The 20747-nt window shown below is 46.9% G+C and carries 18 protein-coding genes; 11 read left to right on the forward strand and 7 right to left on the reverse strand.

Going from position 1 to position 20747, the window contains the following annotated elements:
* Positions 1 to 251: 251 nt before the first annotated feature.
* The 4 genes from uvrC to ACDE64_RS18980 form a co-directional block, all read right to left on the reverse strand.
* Positions 252 to 2354: an excinuclease ABC subunit UvrC gene (uvrC, locus tag ACDE64_RS18965; RefSeq protein WP_411347877.1), complete on the reverse strand. Its 2103-nt coding sequence runs from the start codon at positions 2352 to 2354 to the stop codon at positions 252 to 254.
* Between the two features lie 497 nt (positions 2355 to 2851).
* Positions 2852 to 3169, reverse strand: a complete 318-nt coding sequence (gene trxA / locus ACDE64_RS18970) for a thioredoxin (RefSeq protein ID WP_411343644.1) — start codon at positions 3167 to 3169, stop codon at positions 2852 to 2854.
* A gap of 250 nt (positions 3170 to 3419) precedes the next feature.
* Positions 3420 to 4385 carry a primosomal protein DnaI gene (gene dnaI, locus ACDE64_RS18975; protein WP_411343645.1) on the reverse strand — a complete coding sequence of 322 codons (966 nt, stop codon included), beginning with the start codon at positions 4383 to 4385 and terminating at the stop codon, positions 3420 to 3422.
* A 638-nt stretch (positions 4386 to 5023) separates the two neighbouring features.
* Positions 5024 to 6604 (reverse strand): helicase DnaB, encoded by a 1581-nt coding sequence (locus ACDE64_RS18980; RefSeq protein WP_411347878.1) that lies wholly within the window; start codon positions 6602 to 6604, stop codon positions 5024 to 5026.
* Positions 6605 to 6957: 353 nt separating this feature from the next.
* Here ACDE64_RS18980 and hemQ point away from each other — a divergent pair, with 353 nt between their 5' ends.
* Both hemQ and ACDE64_RS18990 read left to right on the forward strand, forming a co-directional pair.
* The gene (gene hemQ, locus ACDE64_RS18985; RefSeq protein ID WP_411343647.1) at positions 6958 to 7707 is read left to right on the forward strand and encodes a hydrogen peroxide-dependent heme synthase; all 750 of its coding nucleotides are present in this window, start codon (positions 6958 to 6960) and stop codon (positions 7705 to 7707) included.
* A 334-nt stretch (positions 7708 to 8041) separates the two neighbouring features.
* A complete protein-coding gene (locus ACDE64_RS18990; RefSeq protein WP_411347879.1) occupies positions 8042 to 10123 on the forward strand; it encodes a methyl-accepting chemotaxis protein in 2082 nt (693 codons plus the stop codon).
* A 144-nt stretch (positions 10124 to 10267) separates the two neighbouring features.
* Here ACDE64_RS18990 and ACDE64_RS18995 read toward each other — a convergent pair whose 3' ends face one another.
* Both ACDE64_RS18995 and ACDE64_RS19000 read right to left on the reverse strand, forming a co-directional pair.
* Entirely contained in the window at positions 10268 to 10522 is a 255-nt protein-coding gene (locus tag ACDE64_RS18995) for a hypothetical protein (protein ID WP_411347880.1), read from the reverse strand.
* A 1-nt stretch (position 10523) separates the two neighbouring features.
* Entirely contained in the window at positions 10524 to 11717 is a 1194-nt protein-coding gene (locus tag ACDE64_RS19000) for an NAD(P)/FAD-dependent oxidoreductase (protein WP_411343650.1), read from the reverse strand.
* Between the two features lie 608 nt (positions 11718 to 12325).
* Between ACDE64_RS19000 and ACDE64_RS19005 the strand changes: the two genes are divergently transcribed.
* The 7 genes from ACDE64_RS19005 (at position 12326) to ACDE64_RS19035 (ending at position 18138) form a co-directional block, all read left to right on the forward strand.
* Complete coding sequence (locus tag ACDE64_RS19005; RefSeq protein WP_411347881.1) at positions 12326 to 13324, forward strand: NAD(P)/FAD-dependent oxidoreductase; 999 nt, start codon at positions 12326 to 12328, stop codon at positions 13322 to 13324.
* Positions 13325 to 13717: 393 nt separating this feature from the next.
* Positions 13718 to 13909, forward strand: a complete 192-nt coding sequence (locus tag ACDE64_RS19010) for a hypothetical protein (protein ID WP_411343652.1) — start codon at positions 13718 to 13720, stop codon at positions 13907 to 13909.
* A gap of 37 nt (positions 13910 to 13946) precedes the next feature.
* Positions 13947 to 14633 (forward strand): TraX family protein, encoded by a 687-nt coding sequence (locus tag ACDE64_RS19015; protein WP_411347882.1) that lies wholly within the window; start codon positions 13947 to 13949, stop codon positions 14631 to 14633.
* A 149-nt stretch (positions 14634 to 14782) separates the two neighbouring features.
* Positions 14783 to 15010 (forward strand): hypothetical protein, encoded by a 228-nt coding sequence (locus ACDE64_RS19020; RefSeq protein ID WP_411343654.1) that lies wholly within the window; start codon positions 14783 to 14785, stop codon positions 15008 to 15010.
* Positions 15011 to 15343: 333 nt separating this feature from the next.
* Positions 15344 to 15997 (forward strand): hypothetical protein, encoded by a 654-nt coding sequence (locus ACDE64_RS19025; protein WP_411347883.1) that lies wholly within the window; start codon positions 15344 to 15346, stop codon positions 15995 to 15997.
* A 165-nt stretch (positions 15998 to 16162) separates the two neighbouring features.
* Positions 16163 to 16783, forward strand: coding sequence for a hypothetical protein (locus tag ACDE64_RS19030; RefSeq protein ID WP_411343656.1), 621 nt, complete (start codon positions 16163 to 16165; stop codon positions 16781 to 16783).
* Positions 16784 to 17244: 461 nt separating this feature from the next.
* The gene (locus ACDE64_RS19035) at positions 17245 to 18138 is read left to right on the forward strand and encodes a hypothetical protein (RefSeq protein WP_411347884.1); all 894 of its coding nucleotides are present in this window, start codon (positions 17245 to 17247) and stop codon (positions 18136 to 18138) included.
* 119 nt (positions 18139 to 18257) lie between these two features.
* On the opposite strand, the gene ACDE64_RS19040 is transcribed toward ACDE64_RS19035, so the two are convergent.
* Positions 18258 to 19085, reverse strand: coding sequence for a hypothetical protein (locus ACDE64_RS19040; protein ID WP_411347885.1), 828 nt, complete (start codon positions 19083 to 19085; stop codon positions 18258 to 18260).
* Between the two features lie 229 nt (positions 19086 to 19314).
* On the opposite strand from ACDE64_RS19040, the gene ACDE64_RS19045 reads away from it, so the two are divergent.
* Both ACDE64_RS19045 and ACDE64_RS19050 read left to right on the forward strand, forming a co-directional pair.
* Positions 19315 to 20037, forward strand: a complete 723-nt coding sequence (locus ACDE64_RS19045; protein WP_411347886.1) for a metallophosphoesterase family protein — start codon at positions 19315 to 19317, stop codon at positions 20035 to 20037.
* 405 nt (positions 20038 to 20442) lie between these two features.
* Complete coding sequence (locus ACDE64_RS19050; RefSeq protein ID WP_411343660.1) at positions 20443 to 20652, forward strand: hypothetical protein; 210 nt, start codon at positions 20443 to 20445, stop codon at positions 20650 to 20652.
* Positions 20653 to 20747: the final 95 nt, after the last annotated feature.

Here is a 20747-nt window from a genome sequence, read left to right on the forward strand (position 1 = left end):
ATCAAATACGAATAGATATACTGGAACACTCGTTCCGAACGATCCTATGATCATCCTTCATAAAAATGTTCATCAGAATAAGTAAAGAAATAGCTGCTGAAAAACCTACTGAAATAACCAAAGAGCCTCGACCTTATATCGGTCGAGGCTCTCTTTATTCATTTGTTATACCTGCATTGTATCCATACTGTACCTAATTGTAATGCCAGTTAGAATTGCATACATACCATACGCTGCCGCTGGAGTATCATCTACTCTTCCTTCAACGCATCCAAAATCGTATGTGCCAGCTTATCTCCAATCGACAACGGACGGAAATCCTCCACACTCGCCTCGCGAATCTTCTTCACCGAGCCAAAATGCTTCAGCAACTGCTTACGCCGCTTTTCGCCAATACCCGGAATGCTATCCAGCTGCGATACGACCATCGACTTGGCACGCTGCTCACGGTGGAACGTAATCGCGAATCGGTGAACCTCATCCTGAATCCGTTGCAACAGGTAAAATTCCTGACTGTCGCGCGCCAGCTTCACCGCTTCCGGCGGATCGCCGATCATCAGCTGTGCGGTACGGTGCTTCGCATCTTTGACCAGACCACAAACTGGAATAAACAAGCCGAGTTCATTTTCCAGTACTTCAATCGCCGATGAAATCTGACCTTTCCCGCCATCGACGACGATCAGATCAGGCATCTCCAGATTTTCCTTGAGTACACGCTCATAGCGACGGCGAATGACTTCGCGCATCGTGCCATAATCATCCGAGCCTTCTACGGTACGGACTTTGTATTTGCGATACTCTTTGCGGGCAGGCTTACCATCTACAAAGACGACCATCGCCGATACCGGATTGGTTCCCTGAATGTTGGAGTTATCAAACGCTTCGACCCGATGTAGATTTTGCAGACCGATTGCCTGACCGAGATTCTCGGCAGCTTTGGATGTACGTTCCTCGTCACGTTCAATCAGACGGAATTTCTCATCCAGCGAGACGCGTGCATTATCCTGCGCCATCGTAATCATCTGCTTTTTCAATCCACGGCGTGGGATCAAGACCTTCACATTTAGCCATTGCTGCAATAAGGCTGCGCTGCTGATCGCGTCCAACGAATCTTTACTACCCGCCACTGCTTCGCCTGCGGCAACGATTACTTCACCAGACATATCTAGCGTATCGCCTGACTCTCGCTGCGCTTCTTCCGCCTGTTGTGCAGCTTGTGCAGCCGATTGTACCGCATACTCCTCACCTTGCTCCGCTACCTGATCAGCAACATCATTGAATCCGGTCGCAACGTCATTGCCATCCACGTCGCTACCGTTCAATCCTTGCTGTTCCGCCGCATCCAGCGCTACATCATCTGCACTGCTCAGATCGGTAAACAATTCTTCCGCTGGCAGCATAATTTCTTGTGGCATCGCCGGATTATCACTATAGTATTGCGTCACATACGACATAAAGTCATTATACGGCTCTCCGTAAAAAGGAAAGACGGACGCATGACGCTCGATCATTTTGCCCTGACGCACGTACAGAATCTGCACACACATCCAGCCTTTGTCGACGGCAAAGCCAAACACGTCGCGGTCTTTGGCATCCGCCATCGTGATCTTTTGCTTCTCCATCAGCGCATCAATATGACGAATCTGATCGCGTAATTCCTTTGCACGTTCAAAATACAAATCTTCCGCTGCTTCTTCCATTTTGCGCTGCAAGTCCTGTTTGATCTCTTCATGACCACCACTTAGAAAACGCGTAATCTCCTGACGGATATCTTCATACGATTTCTCTGGCACTTCATATTCACAGGGCGCCAGACATTGTCCCATATGATAGTACAAACACACTTCCTTCGGCATCACTTTGCATTTACGTAGCGGATACATACGATCCAGCAGCTTCTTCGTCTGTTGAGCGGCAAAAGCATTCGGATACGGACCAAAATACTTCGCTTTATCTTTCAGCACCCGGCGCGTAACTTCCAGCCGCGGATGCTCCTCATTCGTGATCTTAATGTAGGGAAATGTTTTATCGTCCTTCAGCAGAACGTTATATTTGGGCTGATGCGTTTTGATCAGATTACACTCCAGAATGAGTGCTTCCATATTACTTCCAGTAACGATATATTCAAAATCGCGGATATCCGCGACCAGACGCTGGGTTTTGCCATCATGACTGCCTGTAAAATAAGAACGGACACGATTTTTGAGTATTTTCGCCTTACCGACGTAAATGATCGTACCCTGCCGATTTTTCATCAGATAACAGCCCGGCAGATCAGGCAGCAGCGCAAGCTTATTGCGAATATTGTCAATCGCCTGCTCCTGTTCCTGAATTGTTTCGTAGTGCGACTCCATAGACTGCTCCTTTCTGTCTCTGTACGCAGATTACCGATCACGCTGGGCATAGGGCTACTTGTGCCCTAAAGCAATCTTCCATCGTATCAGTCTGCTTCTCTGTTGTATAGCTAGCATTGTATAAACTATGCTCTTGCAAGCAAATCACTATCTCGATGAAACATCTCAAAATAAAAGCTTTCAATGATGACTATTACTTATTAACCGCATATAGCACACTTGCCGCGCTGTCATCAGAGCATATGCTATCGTGCCTATCCTGACTCGCCAAAACATTCATTCCTTTTTGCAACAATAGAGAAACATATGTTCTATTCTATTATAAAACATTCTGCCTATTATAATCTATCCCCAGATAATCATTACAGCAGCCACTCTCGCCTGCTCTGTATACCTGTCTTCTGAATATATGGAATCAAACACGACAAAAATACGGCAACCGCCCTAATGGACAGTTGCCGTATTATATTGCATTACATTACATGATAAAATGCGAATTATTGGTGTTTTGCCAGGATCGATTTCAGGGAGTCTTTGGAGTTCAGACCTACCACTTTATCAACCGGTTGACCATCTTTGAAGAAGATCATTGTAGGGATACTCATTACACCGAAACGGGAAGCCGATTCAGGGTTTTCGTCTACATTGACTTTAGCGATTTTTACATTGTCGCCAACTTCAGTTGCCAGTTCATCCAGAATAGGAGCTAGCATTTTACAAGGACCGCACCATGGTGCCCAGAAGTCTACCAGTACTGTGCCTTGTCCTTCCACTTCGTTTGAGAACGTTTGATCAGATACATTAACGATTGCCATGGAAAAATCCTCCTCTAAATATACATGTATTTAAATTATTACTTATTTAAACAACGAATGCTGTCATTACAACACTATTATAACACAGAAAACGGTATCCCGAAACAGTAAATAGGAATTTTTCATATATAACTTTATTTTCGTAAGTTATATCCATTCTGGAACTATGTTATAAAAGATGTCTGTTTTATTATAATCTTTTCGTGCGGAAAAGGAATCTTCTTCATCAGAAAATCATAATCCAACTTCTCTATGACAGATTGTCCATATTGCCGCGTTTGTTATCGCCGCTAACACTGACAACGTCGACAAAAGGCGCGATCCGATTCAACAACCGCTCGCCTTTGTATCGTTCTTCACCGTCTTTGTTCGTAAAGCTCAAATGCTGCAAGAGTGCATCCAACGAATAATTGGATGTATAAAAGGTAGGCTTGCGCTCCATACGGTAGTTAAGAATAGCACCGAGCACATGGTCACGCGCCCAAGGGTTTAAATTTTCCGCACCGATATCGTCAAAGATGAGCAGATCGGTATTCTTCATCATTTCAATCGTTTCTTTGAGTCGGTTGTTATCTTGCATCATAAACTTCAAATCTTCCACAAATTCCGGCATGTAGACGATGACGCCAGTATAGCCGACCTTTGCTAGTTCATGCAGCATATAAGACATCAAAAAGGTCTTGCCTGTACCAAAATGTCCGACCAGATACAGTCCCTTGTCGGTCAGACCATTTTGTTTGACCCCGTTAATATAGTTAAAAATCTGCTTCACTGCCGGTACGCGCTCCATATCTTTGGATACGATCTCGACAGCGTTATAGCCTTCATTCAGTGCGCGGTCATCCACATAAAAACTATGGATGCGTTCCCGCACCTGAAGTTCATGTTGATGGACGAGTTGCTTCTGACAGGGCGTTTTGCGTTCATGCAGCCGTGCGCCGTTTTCGGACGGTTGGACGACCAGATTCGTATAATGTCCTTGAAAATCGTTCGGGCATTTGTCCAGTCCGGGGCAGTTATCACAGTGGCGTCGATCCCCGACGTATTGATACAGTTTGCTCAGATTGGTCAGCAGTTCCTGATCGGTTAGATCAGGGTGCTTGCTTCGCAGTTCCAGTACCAGCGGGTCGCCGAGCAACTGCGCGGCAATTTTATTCGATTGTTCCCGAAAACGGGAATTTTTCATCTGTCGCAGCAGATCACCGATGGATTCCATGGTGGGCTCCCTTCAAGTAAAGTGTTGGTGTGGATGGTTTTGCTCTGTTTGGAGCGGCTTGATGTGGGGCGCTGTTGAGGGACAGCGCTTCAGAAAGGGATGAAGGAACAGGCTCCGGTGGAACGGCAGCAATCTACGAAATAGGAATAAATTGTAGATTCCTACCGTTCCAAGGTCGCCTTTTTCCTTCATTCCCTTTCCTTCGCTCCGTGCAAAGCGTTCATTGTGGTGCTTGTAAGGCGTAAAACGATCCACTCCTTGTGGAGGGGATAGCAGGAAAAGAAAATGGATTCGTGTTGGGTGGCTCTTGGTGAACGTACATTTTGGTAAATGTGCATATACTTTATATATATCAATTGCATCAAGCGATTTGGAGATTTTAGATTTGGTGTCGATATTGTTTGTACATATTAGAGACTTGGGATAGGTCGTGGAGCATATCTCTTTGTATTGTGTACATATGAAGTCGACATGGGAACGCGGATTTTTCAGGTGTCGAACAGGTGTTGTGCTTTTCCCGTTCTTTTATTGTACTGTTCTTTTATAGGATGGGCTATTGTTTTATTTGGTGGCAAAAGGGCACAAGCAGGCTGCGGCAGCCTGGGATTGGGAGGCTGGTGCGGCCTGCTTGTGGGGTATTAGTTTCCGTTTTTGCCGGATTGCATTTGTTCGGCGAGACGCATAACTTCGGCGAGTTCCTCTTCAGAGATGCCGGATGGTTTGCCTTTGGTATTCTCAACGATTGGGATTTCCGGTTTGGGACGAGTATTACGGTTGTAGGTGCGACCGGGTGTGCGTTTGCCACCAGCGGCAGCTGCGCGACCGCGTGCCTGATCGGTCAGTTGAACGTCGAGTTTTTGCTGTTCGCGTACGTAGCGTACGGCTTTTTCGTACGTGTCTACTTGCTGATTCAGCATATTGGTTACGATCCAATCGACGAATTTGCTACTCAGGCGTTCACCCGGTTGCGACATTTTGATTGCCAGCAAATAGTGAATCAATACGTTCATCACTTGCTCTGGCAATTTGTAATTGATATCGATATGTTCGAATATATCGTGAATGCTGTTCGGCACACTGCCGGGATAGAACATTTCCAGCACTCTTGTGTATGGGTGGTTGCGCAGCATCATATTATATTGGTGGATATCGCATTTGCCGGTAAACTGGCGCGGCACCTCCAGATAATATTCCATCTCTACCGCGTATTCGACTTGCAGATCCTGTGTCTGCTCCGGCGTCTCCGCAGTCTCGGCAGCTTGAGCAGACTGCTCAGCTTCCTGTTGTTTGCGCAGCGAGACGACCTTCGCTTCGTGAATCTGGCGCTCCTCTGTCCGTTTTTTGCCCTGACGGAATTGCAGATTGGCACGACGCTGAATTTCTTCCTCTGCCAGTTCGCCTGTCGATGTGAACACACCATCTTCGTCCAGCATACGACAGATATCCTGAATATCCAGTTTGTATTTGTAAGCGATATAACTTAGCACATTCATTTGCTCAGGCTGGAAGCGTAATTGCTCCACCTGCGCCCGATTGCGTGAACCGCGCGGGAAGTAGCGAATAATGTCCGCATAGTTGATCAGGTCTTCTTCGCTCACTTTATGCTGACGATTGCGCGGCTGTGCAGCCACTTCAGTTAGCGCCTGCTCCAACTCGTAATCGATCACATGCGTATTCAATTCGAAAATATCATAAAACGGCTGCGAAATGTTTTCACGCTGCAATGACGGATGTTCCCATCCTTCCGGCTGTGGTGCAAAAAACTGTTCACGTAGCGAGAGCACAGCGAATTTGCCGATTTTGTCCCGCAGCAACAATGTTAAATGCTGTGTTCGGAAAAACTCGCCCGGTGACAGCGGCGGTTGAAGCTCGTATTCATATATATAATCATCCTGCTCAGGAAAATAAACCCGGCTCGTCTGCAACAGACCGACCGCCTCCAAGAGCGAAGCCTGCTCCATCAGCTGCTTGCGTCCTCGTTCCCCCGGTTCCAGACCAAGTGTGAGAAACAGCCCACGCTGCTGTTCAGCTGCGGAATAACCGACCCGGCGTGCATCCACCTGCTCGCACAGTAACCGATACAGACTAACGGCAAAAGCACCAGTTAGCGGCTGATATACGAGATTCAGCATCCGTTCGTCCAGACTGCTCAAACCGAATTCGCGGTATACGCAGTAGCGATGATTTTCGGTAAAATGTAGTAAATTCTTGATGCGCATAGTCCGCCCCCTTTCTGTTTGTGCTTCATAATGCGGAATTTCATTCTACCACAAATCCAATATCGCAGGCGGCAAAAAGAAGTTCAAATTCTCGGCAAAATCATCACCGCTCGGGCTGAACATCCATCGTTTGCGACCTTACGCCAGATCGCCTGTTTTTTTATCAGCATACAAATGAAACAAGCATGAACAGACTGTGAAGTGAATTGCCCTGCCCTGATGCTTACGGTACAATGGAAAAGACAGATTTTGCATGATTCGTCTGTTACGTTTCCTTGCTTGCCTAAGCAAAGTAACGGGCAGACGATCCGAATAAATGTATGTTATTAACCATTATAGGAGTGAATGATCATATGAACGAAGCTGTAGCTACATTAGAAGGCTGGTACGCCTTGCATGATTTCCGCACGATCGATTGGACAGCATGGAAAGCGACAGATGATGAAGAGCGCGCTGGTGCATTAGAAGATCTGAATGTGCTGCTGGATCAGTGGAACAGCATTAGTGAAGCAGGCACAGGCAGTACTGCTACGTACAGCATTGTCGGGCAAAAAGCTGATTTTGTATTCATGCACTTGCGTGAAACGCTGGAAGAGCTGAACGAGATCGAAACGGAATTTAATAAAACAGGCTTCGCCAAGTTTACGCAAAAAGCCTACTCTTATGTAAGCGTCGTTGAACTGAGCAGCTACATGGCAGGCAACAGCGATGAAGATCCGATGCAGAATCCGCATATCGTTTCCCGTCTGAAACCAGCATTGCCGGGTTCGCGTTACATCTGCTTCTATCCGATGAACAAAACACGCAATCTGGGCGACAACTGGTATATGCTGCCGATGGACGAGCGCCGCGAGATGATTCGCAGCCACGGTCTGATCGGACGCAGCTATGCAGGTAAAGTGAAACAGATCATCACCGGTTCGGTTGGTCTGGATGACTGGGAATGGGGCGTTACGCTCTTCTCCGACGATGCACTGCAATTCAAAAAACTCGTTTACGAAATGCGCTTCGATGAAGCAAGCGCGCGTTTTGGCGAATTTGGTGCCTTTTATGTAGGCAGTCTGCTGAACAGCCAGAAATTCGACGATATGCTCAAACTGTAATGTATAGTTTCCCAATCATCCCCATACTGCTTCTCGTGATGGAAGCCGGTGCGGGGTATTTGCGTATAATATTTACTGTTGATTACTATCCTTTTTATGCGCATGTATGCAAATTTGGTAAGTATTCATGCCTATTGGAGTAGTAGGAATAGATTCATTTTTCTATAATTTTGAAAAAAAGGAGATAGAAACACTGATTTCATTGAATTTTTTGTCGAAAAAGGTAATCTTTCAGTTAATAGCGGACGATATAGAAATCAAGCTGATAGACACATCGAACGCGTGAAGCAGATCGTCAGCAAAACAAGATGACCGTGAAAAGAGGGGAACGCTTATGTCACTGAAATTCAAATTGATTTTGCTTGTCGTATCTGCCGTTATTCTGATCGCTGTTCCTGTAGGGGGGATCGCATTGTATGCGATCAAAGGCGAAGCGACAGAATCCGTCCATAATGAATTGCAAAACACCGTTCAAAGCGCTGTAAGCCAGACGCAAGGCTGGGTGAATACAAACCGTAAAGTACTGGAAACGATGGGCAGTTTCATTCAAGACAATATCCCATTGGATCAGGTCACAACCAAACAACTGTCCGTTTACAAAAATGAATACAACGGCGGCAGTATTTCCGATATGTATCTTGGTCTTACCAATAACAAACTGGTAGACGGAAGCGGCTGGGTGCCAGATGCGGGTTATGATCTGCGTACGCGTCCATGGTATATCAACGGCAAAGCGGCTGGGAAACTAGCAGTCAACGATCCGTATCTGGATCTGAGCAGCAACAAATATTCCGTTCCAATGACTATGCCGATGAAAGATGCAAATGGCGACTTCGCTGGTATTCTCGGCGCCGATATGTATCTGTCCACCATTACCGATTATATCAACTCCATCAAAACACCAGGGGGCTTCAGCTTCCTGCTCGATAGTAAAGGCACCGTTCTGTCATATCCAAATGCAGACTTTGTTAATAAACCATTGTCCGAGCAAGCCGACTACAAATCCGTTGCTTCCAGTCTGCTCGCCAGCGATTCCGGCAATGTCACTTACAACTATAACGGCGACCCGCAACTGATGTACTTCCAGAAACTGCCGGATACGGGCTGGGTCATCGCCACTTCTATTTCTGAAAAATACGCGTTTGCTGAATATGTAAAACTGCGTAACAATATCGCGCTGATTCTAGTTGCGCTGACAATCGTCTTTATCGTGCTTGCTGTCATTATTGCAACACGCATCGTTAGACCGCTGATCAAACTGAAAGAAAATGCACAAAAACTCGCTGAAGGTGATCTCACCGGTCAAGTTGAGGTCAAAGGCAAAGACGAAATCGCTCAACTGGGCACAGCATTTAACAAAATGTCCACTTCCTTACGCGGTCTGATCCGTACCGTCTCTGGCTCTGCAACAAGCGTCAATGATGCTTCCCAGCAAATGCATCGCAATGCTGGCAACTCCAGCGATATCGCGCAGCAAATCTCCACTGTCATCGAAGAAATCGCTCGTGGTGCCAACGAACAAGCAGAATCGATCCAAAGCGGTGCTGAAATGGTCGGCGACATGACATCATCACTGGATAAAGTATCCAACCATGCAGAACAAGCTGCCAGCATGATCGGTAGTGTGAATGAAGCGATGACACGCGGTACTGATGCGATTACGCGTCAATCGTCCCTGTCACAAGCGAGCCAAGAAGCGACTGGTCGCGTTGAATCGTCCAATACCCTGCTGCTGCACAAGCTTGATGAGATCGCCAAGATTACACAGGTGATTCGAGAAATCAGCAGCCAGACCAATCTGCTATCGTTGAATGCTTCGATTGAAGCGGCACGCGCTAGCGAACACGGACGCGGTTTCGCCGTCGTTGCCAGTGAAGTTCAAAAGCTTGCTGAGCAAGCTGCCGGTTCCGCTGAAGATATCAACCGTCTGCTGAGCGAACTGCAAGAAGCAGGCAAACAAAGTACCGAAGTGCTGGGCATCTTCCGCGATACGAATACCCAACAGCTTGGTTCGATGAACGAAACCAAAGCTTCCTTTGACGAAATTCGTGAATCGGTAGACGGTATTATCTCACGCATTACGCTCGTTCTGTCTGGTGTGAACGATGTACAATCTGGCGCAGCACGCGTCTCCGATGTGATCACTGGACTCGCTGCTGTTGCTGAAGAAAGTGCTGCTGCAACTGAAGAAGCTGCTTCGTCCACATTGGAACAAGCGCAATCCATTTCCAGCATCTCCACATCGTCCCGTAATCTGACCGACAGCGCTGATCTGCTGCTGCAAGAAATCGGACAATTCAAAGTGGACAACACTGGCGATGCTACAACATCTACTCATACTGCACCATCTGACAACACATCCGACCCTAACGCTCCAAAAAGCAAAAAAGATAGTTTCTTCCGCCGTTCGGCTTGATCGTAGTACAAACAAAAAGCAGGTTTTCCCTAATCGGAAAACCTGCTTTTTTATACATACTATATCTATTCATTTCCATATGAGACTTGCTGTTAGGAACAACAACTTGCAACAAGAGGTTGTTCCTCGCGTCGTGCACGATATTCAGTCCGTATCGATAGCGGAGCCGTCCTGACGGGAAGCCAGATAATCCTGTTCTTCCCGATCGCGGGTACGGCTTTTGTCCTTGAGCCGTTCGATGGCTGGCAGAATCAGAATGTCGACTTCTTGCTGGATGATATAAGCAAGATCATACTTGCTCTGATCTTCCAGAAAGCCGCCAACTTCCATTAAACCGTTGTATCGGTCTAACTCCTCACGTGTGAGCAGACCGCGCACTTGAACGCTACAGTGTCTCATCTTAGAAGAATTTACCTTTTTTCAGTGCCAGTGATACGCCGCCGATGATGAACAGCCAACGGATATCGATTACTTTTTTCAGTTGTGCAGCTACGAAGCCTTTCAGCTTACGGTCGCCTACGATACCTACCGCTTCACCTTTACCCAGGGATGCTACAGTACCTTTGTTGTGGAAGACGAATTTCTTCGGCTGTTGACCACGGATCGAAGCTACGATATTTTGTGCAACGATTGGACCTTGTTGCATTGCGATTTGTGCTGTTGGAGGGTACGGGCGACCTTCCGGATTGAACATCAGCGCGCTGTCACCGATGATGTAGATATCATCATGACCCGGTGCATGCAGGTACTCGTCGATTTTGACACGACCACGCATGTTTTCGAAGCCAGCATCTTCTACGATACGGTTACCACGGATACCACCTGTCCATACAACTGTGTTGGCAGGGATTTTCTCCAGATCGTCGCCAACAACTACGCCGTCTGTTTGACATTCTTTGATCGCGATACCGATTTTGAATGTAACGCCTTTGTTTTTCAGAACGTTCATTGCATACTCAACCAGTTCCGGATCGAAGCCTGGCAGTGCAGTTGGAGCTGCTTCTACGTTGTAGATTTTTACCAGCGAACGGTCGATACCGTGCTTGCGGCACAGTTCAGGAACACGGTCAGCCAGCTCAGCTACGAATTCGATACCTGTGAAGCCGGCACCGCCGACAACAAAACTCAGACGCTCAGGTTTTTGATCTTGTTTGTAAGCTACGAATTGACCTTCGATGTGCTCACGGATTTTGCGGATGGAGTTGATGCTGCGGATCATCATCGCATTTTCCATCATACCCGGGATACCGAATGTTTCCGGCTCGCCGCCCAGAGAGATAACGAGGTAGTCGTAAGACAGTGTACCGTCTTCCAAAACAACCTTTTTCTCTTGTGGCAGGATTTGTTTGATGTTGGATTTCACCAGATCGACTTTGAATTCGTCAACCAGTTTGGAGATCGCTACTTGTGCGTTCTCTTCTGCATCGGTACCTGCAGCAGGCATATGCAGATGCGTAGTGAAGTAATGATAGTCGTGACGGTTAACGAGTGTCACGTCAGCCTCATTATAGTTCAGTTCTTTTTGAAGACGTTGTGCTGTCATCAGACCGCCGTAACCAGCGCCCAGAATGACGATTTTTGGAATGCTACTCATGTCAGTTTTCCCCTTCCAGGTTTGTTCGATTATAGGTAATTGAAAATAATCTACTCATTATTAACCATACTTCCGATACCGGTTTGCAAAAATACCGGAAATCAGCAAAGAATGGGCTGTATTCCGGATTAACAGACGTTTTTGCAATATTGTATAATTGTGAAAATATACACAACAGTATGCAAAGATACGTGTTTCAACAAAAGTACTATGTCATATCTCACATAACATTGTAACCTTTATCGCTTATCTTTTCAAAAAAAGTTTGACTTTTTTCAAAAAAATGTTCGTTTTCTGTCACAAACCAATATCGACACAACTGAAATGATAGCGATTTTCAGACAAAAGATCAAGAGTTAAATTGACAATATCGTCAAATTTCATATTTTATTCCTTTAAAGCGCTCACATCAACGTAAATCCGTTAACCGTGCCCTGTTCCACTTTCTTTTCCTTTGAAAATCGTTCTCAAGCGACTTATAATGAGTAAGACTGGTGTTGACCGGATGCATCGCTGTTTGTCATCCGCAATCCTATATAAATAGAGAACCATTGCAACATGCGCTGCTTACAAGCCGCAATCATTTGACCCTTATGGAGGTGTACACGGTGACATCTACAACCACCGGAGAACGTACTGATATTATTATTATTGGCGGAGGCCCTGCGGGCATGTTCGCTGCATTTTATGGCGGTATGCGTCAGGCATCCGTGACATTGATCGAAAGTATGCCACAGTTGGGCGGACAGCTGGCTGCCCTTTATCCCGAAAAATACATTTATGATGTAGCTGGTTTTCCAAAAGTAACCGCACAGGAACTGGTGAACAACCTGCAACAACAGATGAACCTGTTCGACGCGGATATCAAGCTGGAGGAAAAAGTAATCAGCGTGGAGAAAAAAGGCGACCGTCACTTCGTCGTTACGACGGACAAAGGTGTTCACGAAAGTAAAGCCGTGATCATTACCGCTGGTGTCGGCGCATTTGAACCACGTCGTCTGGAGCTGGAAGGCGCGGACAAATTTGAAAAGCAAAACCTGCACTATTTTGTCAGCGATCTGAGTCGTTTTGCTGGACGCAAAGTGCTGATCAGCGGCGGCGGCGATTCCGCTGTCGATTGGGCGCTGATGCTGGAACCGATCGCTACTGAAGTGACGCTGATTCACCGTCGCGACAAATTCCGCGCGCATGAGCACAGTGTAGAGAATCTGATGGCTTCCGGTGTGAAGGTCATTACCCCGACTGAAATTACCGAACTGCATGGCGACGAGCAGATTGAACGCGTGACATTGTCTCATGTAAAAACCAAAGAAACGCAAGAGATCGAAGTCGACGACGTGATCGTTAACTTTGGCTTCCTCTCCTCACTCGGTCCGATCGCTGAATGGGGTATCGAGATTGACAAAAACTCCATCGTGGTCGATTCGCGTATGGAAACAAGCGTTGAAGGCATTTTCGCTGCCGGTGACATTACGACGTATCCGGGCAAACTGAAGCTGATTGCTGTCGGCTTTGGTGAAGCACCAACCGCGATCAACAATGCTAAGGTATACGTTGATCCAGACGCCAAGCTGTCTCCGGGACATAGTAGTAACCTGAAGCTGTAACGGATCGAAATGGAGTTTCTTTAACGTTACTATCATCCAATCAGATGATATCGTTGTAACACTTCTTGTCTCGTCATATCCTATACAATCTGTACTATGTACAATTTGTAATATGCACTAAGCGCCTGTTTCGCTGTATCAGTAATGATGCACGGAACAGGCGCTTTTTTGTTCCCAATGTTGGTATTTGTTCATCTTTTAGCAGGCAAAATGATCTATTTTTGTCGTATAGTATAAAGAAGTGAAGCAAACTGTTTTAAATTGGGCTATTTCAAATCAAACGCAATACACACGGCAGTCGTGTTGCTGGTTGCACTACAGCATACTGTACGGCTGCGTCTCATGAAGTCTGCTGTGCAGACCTATGCTTGTATAATAAAGGAGGTTTACTGCTTGAGCGTTGGTGTATATTTGATTCTCCGCGTGATTATCTCGCTGGTGCTGGTCGTTATTGGCGGCATGATGGTCATTCTCGGACGCAAATTTTTCAAACAGAGCAGCAAGGCGGCTGGGATTGGCTTCGTCGTATTTGGTCTGCTCGTGATTTCGCTTGCCGTACGTGGCGTTATTATGAATTTTGCCTGATTCGTAGCGGCTGGAATGAACGTTCGGGAGGTGCGACATGTTGCAATGGCTAGCAATGATTACGATGCTGATTGATCATCTTGGATATGCCTTTTTTCCAGATGAGCGTTATTTGAGGGTAATCGGACGACTTGCTTTTCCGATTTACTGCTACTTTATTGTGGTCGGCTACAGCTATACCCGTAACAAGGGCAACTATGCTGGTCGGCTGTTAACCATTGCGGTACTGGCACAATTTCCATTCATGTTCGCTTTTAACATTCAGAATCTGAATGTTGTGTTTACGCTCTTATTCGGTCTGCTGCTTATTCTTGCGATCGACCGGATTCCTAAGCCGTATTTCCCATTGTCGATCTTGCTAGCGCTTGCTGTTGCCTGGATTGCCGAAGCGCTGCATACGGATTACGGAGCATATGGTATTCTGCTGATTCTGATCTTCCGCTACGCGCAAGGTTACTGGCGAGTGCTGCTGCATCTGATGATGGATATCTTGTTCTTGCTCGGTCATTTGAACAGCTCTATCCAGATCTACAGTGTACTGGCTACCCTTCTCATTACGGTTAGTGAGCAGGTACAAGCACAGCAGATGTCCAAGTCGCCAACCGAACGTCCTTCGTGGCTAGGCTGGTTGCAACCCCCGCGCTGGCTATGGCGCGCCTTCTATCCCGCCCATCTGGCGATTATCGCCATCATTGTTCAAGGAAGCGCCTATGGGTATCTGTAGGTGCTTTTTTATCGGGTAGATGAAGAATTTTCGATTTTTTCTGTTTTTATATAAAAAGCTATCGCCAGATCAACAGTCATGGAGTATAATCTTTACCGGAACAATTCCGCTGGCATCAGGCGGTTTTAAATATAGGAAGGGGCTCCTCCATGAAATCGAACAAAAAACATAACCTGACTGAAGACATTCATTTTTTTACGGCAGGGCTGTCCGGCAGTCTGATTACCGTATGGCAGGAAGATGCTGCTAGTGTCTACTGTGAAATCGGGCGTGGATATGTTGAAGCTTACACAAACAAGTATGTACGTGTACGCAATCTGCAATCTGGAACGAAAAGCCTGTATAGTCGCGATGTAACGATGTTTCAAACTGACTGATTTCGTGGCAATAACGAACACAATTGTATACAAAGGCATATTGCCTGTTGACTCACATCAACCACTGTTTTCTGCGACCAGCAGTAAAACGGTGGTTTTTTTGCGCTTTTCGATGATTCTGTCATCTCTATGAGCATATGAGATCAGGCGCTACAGCGGAATAGGAGAGTGCTTTTTTCACGTTTTTTGCCAGCTTGCTATATGAACAAAAGCTGAATTTTTTTTTAGATACTGTTCACGTACAGTTCATTTCATCTACCTATACTTCATCTCAGAGCCGAACCGATTCGTATTCCATTCAGCAGAGTCGGCTCTCACACAGAGGAGGAATTTATGATGAAAACTAATACTTTGAAAATGTTGTCCGGCGTTGCACTATCCGCTGCTATTCTGGGAGGCACCTTCGCTTCATTCAGCACTGCCAGCGCTGCTACCCCGACATCTACCGTCACCCATAAAACAACTGCTGTTACAGCGCAAAAAGCAACCGCTCAGGCAAAACCAGCGGCACTGACCGAAGAGCAATTGGCGGCACAACAAGCGGCTCAAGCACCAGATACCGATGCACCCGCTCCTGCCAATGATGATGCTACTGCACCTGCTCCCCTGCCAGACGATCAGCTGAATCAGGCAACGCAACCAGCCCCTGTACCTGCAAAACCAGTTGTCAAAGCTACATCAATTAACAAAGTGAGCACTGTCAGCGAACAGGAGCTGATCATTGGTAAAATCAAAGCGATCACTGGTAACAAAATTACGATCTACCGTTCCAAAGGCGAAGATTGGGACAGCCCTTCCTACAACGGCGCAACCGTCACCTACACATTGACTGAATCTACCCCAATCACAACCGTCCTGCATGACGAAGATGGCGATGTAGTCAAAGAAACGAAGCAAAACCTGTCCAATCTGAAAGTTGGCGACCTGCTCGCTATCCATCTCGCTTCCGGTAGCCAAAAAGTGATCGAAGTCGAATTGATGAAGTAACCTGTTGAACGAAGATCATTAAAAAAGTTCTTAACAATTGTTAAGAACTTTTTTATACAAATTCAGACTTTATTCATTGGGAGTTCATATAGTCAGCCTATACTTTGTACAGTAAGACAGTCACCTGGCTTACATTAACCTTAACATTTCGGGAGGAACTCAATAATGAAAGCACTCAAAGTACTATCCGGTATCGCTTTATCCGCAGCACTTCTGGCAGGCACGGCTGCCGCATCGGTTTCGACAGCTAGTGCAGCAACAACAACCAAATCGACGACAACGAAAACGACAACTGCCAAGTCCAGCACAGCCAAAGCACCAACGGCTAATACGAATGCGATTGTTGCAAAAGTGAAATCGGTAAGCAGCGGTAAACTGGTTGTCTACAAATCATCCACACAGCCGGATATTCCAAGCGGTACCGAAGGTTCCACAGCTCCAAAAGCTGGCGAAGCGCCTCCAAGTGGTACGGCTCCTACAGCTCCAGCAGACGGCGCAGCCAAAGCAGATGCAGGCGGTCAACCACCTAGCATGAGCTTCAGCACGACAGCGACTACACTGACAACAACTAGTGCAACCAGCGTCGTGAGTGTGACTCGTACAGCGAACAGCACCAAAGCAACAGAAACGAAAAAATCCCTGTCTTCCCTGAAAGCCGGTGACGTTGTCTTCATCACGCTGGCATCCGGTAGCACAACCAAAGTTAGCAAAATCGAGATCATGCCTGCTCAAACCGCTGCCAAAACGACAGCAAAAACAACAACGAAAACGACAACTAGCAAATAAGCATAATCGTCGTATCGCAGCTTGTTGCAAGCATATCGCAATATCGGCGTTGTACTCACTGCCTGACAACGCTGCTACACACATGAAATCACGATTGCGCATAAGCAATATTCGTATATTTCGCATATATTGTACAAAAGGATCGTACCGGGTTATCCCTGGTCACGATCCTTTTTAATATGTACATAGTTACAACTATACCTGCGCTGAATCTCTGTTATCCGTCCTAATCCGCAGATTATATTCTCTTTTATCATTTTTTTCTTAAAATTTTATGCTGTTTTCCAAGCTTATGTAAACCGCATAACAACAGGCTTTGTGATCGATATATAGTTTTTTTGCAAGCGAAAGGAAAGGAAATTTTAAGTTTCTGTTCATATAGAATTCATATAGCGTGGGTACACTCCGTGAGAACATGCTTTTCAAACTCATGTTCAGCAATGTTAAGGAGGAATAAACATATGAAGACAATGTGGAAAGTACTCTCCGGTTCAGCGTTCTCAGCAGTATTGCTGGCTGGTACAGTCTCTACAGCAACATTCGTATCAGCAGCTCCAGGTGGCGGTCCCGGTGGACAAGGCGGCAATGGCAATAATGGACGTGCAGCCCAGGTACAACAGGGTCCGGCAGCATTTGGACCAGGCTCCCAACAACAGCAGGATCGGAACCAGGCGCAAAGCACCTCTTCCAATAGCACGACAGCAACAACTGCCGAGCGTCCCGCTCCTCCGTCAAATAGCAATGGCGAAGCACCAACACCACCTGCACTGCCAAATGCAGATGCTCATGGAAAACATGTGGATGGTAACATTACAGCGATCAGCGGCAGCACGATCACTGTAGAACGACCAACTCCACCAACTCCACCGGTGAAGGCGGACAAATCGACAACGACTGATACATCCACAAAAGCAACCAAAACAACGAAAACCGACAAATCGGCGAAAACAGGCAAAACGTCTGACCGTCCAGCATCCGTTCAACGTGATACGTACGGTGAGAACAAACCTGTTAAACCTTTGCCTTCTGTAGGTAACGACACGTATGGCGGCAGCACAACGGTGACTGTCACCGACTCTACGTATATTGTAAAAGTAAGCGGCGACCCGAAATCGGGCATCACCGAAACGAAACTGTCTCTGTCCGATCTGAATGTCGGTGATCATATCTCCGTTATTCTGGAAAGCGACAGCAAACAGGCAGCACGTATCGAAGTACGCGAAGCGCCTGAAGCACCGGCAGATGGCAAAGGTCTTCCTAAGCCACCAACTCCGGGCAAAGATGCTCCAACTCCACCGGACGGTCCACCAGCACCACCGGTAGCAACAAATGAATCAACCTCTTCGGAATCCTGATTATTGCTGATCCGAACGCACCATCTGTAGAGGACAAAACAGCTATTATGCTGAATAGTAAAACCCCCGTATCTCTGAATATATCGAGATACGGGGGTTTTGTCATTTCTATTGTGCTATCAACCTGCGGAAGTGGTAGATGCGCTGCTGTCGGTTGTAGAACCGGAATTGCTATCAGCTGGTGCACCGCCTCCATTCCCTTGCGGTGCTCCGCCGGAGCCGCCAGGACCGCCCATTCCGCCGCCCTGCATGCCGCCACCCATTCCATCAGATAACTGGATTTTGTCAGCTGTTGAGGAGTCGCTGGCGTTCAGCCATACGCTAATGATGTCGCCTTCTTTGAGGTCAGATACAGATTTGGTCGTTGTACTCGTTTGATTGTTGTCCATTGTCATCGCAGAGATTTCAGTGCTATCGGAAACCGTAATCGTAACCGTTTCGTCAGAGAACATATTTTGTCCGCCGCCCTGTCCGCCACCGCCGTTACTTTGCGAAGTTGATGTAGATGATGCGTCGCTAGATTGTCCGGTTGGTGCTTGCGTGCCTTCATTTGGTGGAGCGGTTGGTGTCTCACCATCCGGTACTGCTGGTGGAGTCTGACCGCCATCAGCTGGCGAAGCGCCGCCGTCGCCCGGTTGTCCTTGCGGTGGTGTACCGCCTCCGCCTCCACCGCCGCCCATCGCGGACGGGTCCATATTGGACTTGTACAGTGTGATCGTATTGCCGTCTACCGATTTGATTTTGCCGAATAGGTCAGCGGTCTGCTGATTCTGCGTATTGTCTGTCGATCCAGCAGCGGAATCCGTTGCCGACGAGCTGTCGGTTGTCGATGTGCTTGCTGTTGCTGTAGTTGCCGCGCTGGTTGCAGCTGTATTCGTACCGGTGCTGCATCCTGCCAGCATCGCGATTGCCATTGTCGTGCCCAAAACGATTGTCCATTTTTTCATATCACTTGCCTCCTTGTGTTGTAGCCGGTGCTGTAATCCAAGTTGTATTCGGCTATGAATGCATTGTAAAAAAGGCTTGTGAACTACGCATGAACACTTTCTAAAAAAAATTTAAGGTAATCTGTGATATGATAAATGGAACCATCGTACCGCAACTTAGCACCGCTGAAACAGAATAGTACTTTGACATATCTATATCCCCGTATTGTATGCAGAGGAGGAATCCCCTATGACACAGCGAATGATTGCCATCAGCGATATTCACGGCGAGGTTGACCTGCTGAACCGACTGCTTGAACTAACCGAATATGACCCTGCGCAAGATCAGCTTATTTTGCTGGGTGACTATGTAGATCGGGGCAGCGATGCCCGAGAAACATTGGAACGTGTAATGGAACTCGTAGATCAGGGTGCGGTTGCTCTGCTAGGCAATCACGAGGATCTGATGCTGACTGCACTGACTAGCGGACGCGAATCTGACTGGAACCGCTGGTTAAAGGTAAACGGCGGACTGGCAACACTGCAAAGCTATGGTTTTACACGTGAGCAGCTGATTACGCTCTCTGGTGAAGATTTTCATTTGCCTGATCTGCATAATGAGGTGCTGGATCGGCATCTGGCGTTTATCCGCACATTGCAGCTGTATTATGAGACACCGAATTATATTTGCGTGCATGCAGGTATTGAACCGGGCAAAACGCCGGAGGAATGTTCCCGACGCGAGTTGATCTGGATTCGCGAAGCGTTTCATAATGGATATGATGGCGACAAATTCGTTGTATTCGGTCATACGCCGACCTTTTATCTGTATCATGACAATAGCAATTTTGAGATTTATTACGGCGTGAATCGGATTATTGGCATCGACGGTGGCGCAGTATACGGCGGTCAACTCAATGCGCTTGATCTGACTACTGGAACAGCTTATTCTGTCCGCAAAGTACAGGCATAGTGTAGTGCCTATAACGCTTTGATCTGCGCGGTTCAACGAAACAAGCTGGTGGTAGTGCTATGATGCTTCGTGCTTCGGTATTGTTATGGTGCTTGCACTTGGTAGTAGCACTTATATTATTGATATAGACCTACAGCGCTGATCGTTCAAACCAGATTGTTATATACGCGCAGATCGAGCATCTATTCAAACGGTATATCTATCTGTATGATGGAGCGAATGCAAAGACTGAATTTGTACATATGTATCCTTTTCGTGACGAATTGCTGGAATATTTGTCATTGGGGGCTGAAGCTTTTACAATAGAGAATAAGACTGTTATATAACAACGATGACCAATGACCGGCAAACAAAGATCTGTTTCTGTTCTTCTGTTTGTTCCCGGTGAACCGACAAGGAGGCGCCATGAACGAAAGCACCGAGCGCAAATTGACCACCAATGTCCATTTCTTCGCCGCCGCCCTGTTTCAGGAACGCATCTACGCCTGGCAGCCCGGCTTTAGCGTGGAGCATGGCATTATCGAGCGAATTGGCAGTGATTATATAGCACTGAGAAATGAACTCGGAGACCTGACCTTTTACCAGCGCAACCAGACGATCTTCGTCAACAAATGAATCTGCCGCCAATAGCACGATGGGGTGCTAACGGTTGGCGGATATTCCGTTTGTACATAATCAGAGTTCGCATCAGAGCACGAACAACAACGTTC

The sequence above is a fragment of the Paenibacillus sp. WLX2291 genome (genome assembly GCF_046603665.1).
In the GTDB taxonomy this organism is placed as follows: domain Bacteria; phylum Bacillota; class Bacilli; order Paenibacillales; family Paenibacillaceae; genus Saccharibacillus.

Bases quoted from the DNA above. Each gene is read 5' to 3' on its own strand.
- ACDE64_RS19030 (WP_411343656.1), top strand. From the start codon at position 16,163: ATGAAAGCACTCAAAGTACTATCCGGTATCGCTTTATCCGCAGCACTT.
- dnaI (WP_411343645.1), bottom strand. From the start codon at position 4,385: ATGGAATCCATCGGTGATCTGCTGCGACAGATGAAAAATTCCCGTTTT.
- ACDE64_RS19020 (WP_411343654.1), top strand. From the start codon at position 14,783: ATGAAATCGAACAAAAAACATAACCTGACTGAAGACATTCATTTTTTT.
- ACDE64_RS19015 (WP_411347882.1), top strand. From the start codon at position 13,947: ATGTTGCAATGGCTAGCAATGATTACGATGCTGATTGATCATCTTGGA.
- uvrC (WP_411347877.1), bottom strand. From the start codon at position 2,354: ATGGAGTCGCACTACGAAACAATTCAGGAACAGGAGCAGGCGATTGAC.
- ACDE64_RS19035 (WP_411347884.1), top strand. From the start codon at position 17,245: ATGAAGACAATGTGGAAAGTACTCTCCGGTTCAGCGTTCTCAGCAGTA.
- ACDE64_RS18990 (WP_411347879.1), top strand. From the start codon at position 8,042: ATGTCACTGAAATTCAAATTGATTTTGCTTGTCGTATCTGCCGTTATT.
- ACDE64_RS19025 (WP_411347883.1), top strand. From the start codon at position 15,344: ATGATGAAAACTAATACTTTGAAAATGTTGTCCGGCGTTGCACTATCC.
- ACDE64_RS19045 (WP_411347886.1), top strand. From the start codon at position 19,315: ATGACACAGCGAATGATTGCCATCAGCGATATTCACGGCGAGGTTGAC.
- trxA (WP_411343644.1), bottom strand. From the start codon at position 3,169: ATGGCAATCGTTAATGTATCTGATCAAACGTTCTCAAACGAAGTGGAA.
- ACDE64_RS19000 (WP_411343650.1), bottom strand. From the start codon at position 11,717: ATGAGTAGCATTCCAAAAATCGTCATTCTGGGCGCTGGTTACGGCGGT.
- ACDE64_RS18995 (WP_411347880.1), bottom strand. From the start codon at position 10,522: ATGAGACACTGTAGCGTTCAAGTGCGCGGTCTGCTCACACGTGAGGAG.
- hemQ (WP_411343647.1), top strand. From the start codon at position 6,958: ATGAACGAAGCTGTAGCTACATTAGAAGGCTGGTACGCCTTGCATGAT.
- ACDE64_RS19040 (WP_411347885.1), bottom strand. From the start codon at position 19,085: ATGAAAAAATGGACAATCGTTTTGGGCACGACAATGGCAATCGCGATG.
- ACDE64_RS18980 (WP_411347878.1), bottom strand. From the start codon at position 6,604: ATGCGCATCAAGAATTTACTACATTTTACCGAAAATCATCGCTACTGC.
- ACDE64_RS19050 (WP_411343660.1), top strand. From the start codon at position 20,443: ATGAACGAAAGCACCGAGCGCAAATTGACCACCAATGTCCATTTCTTC.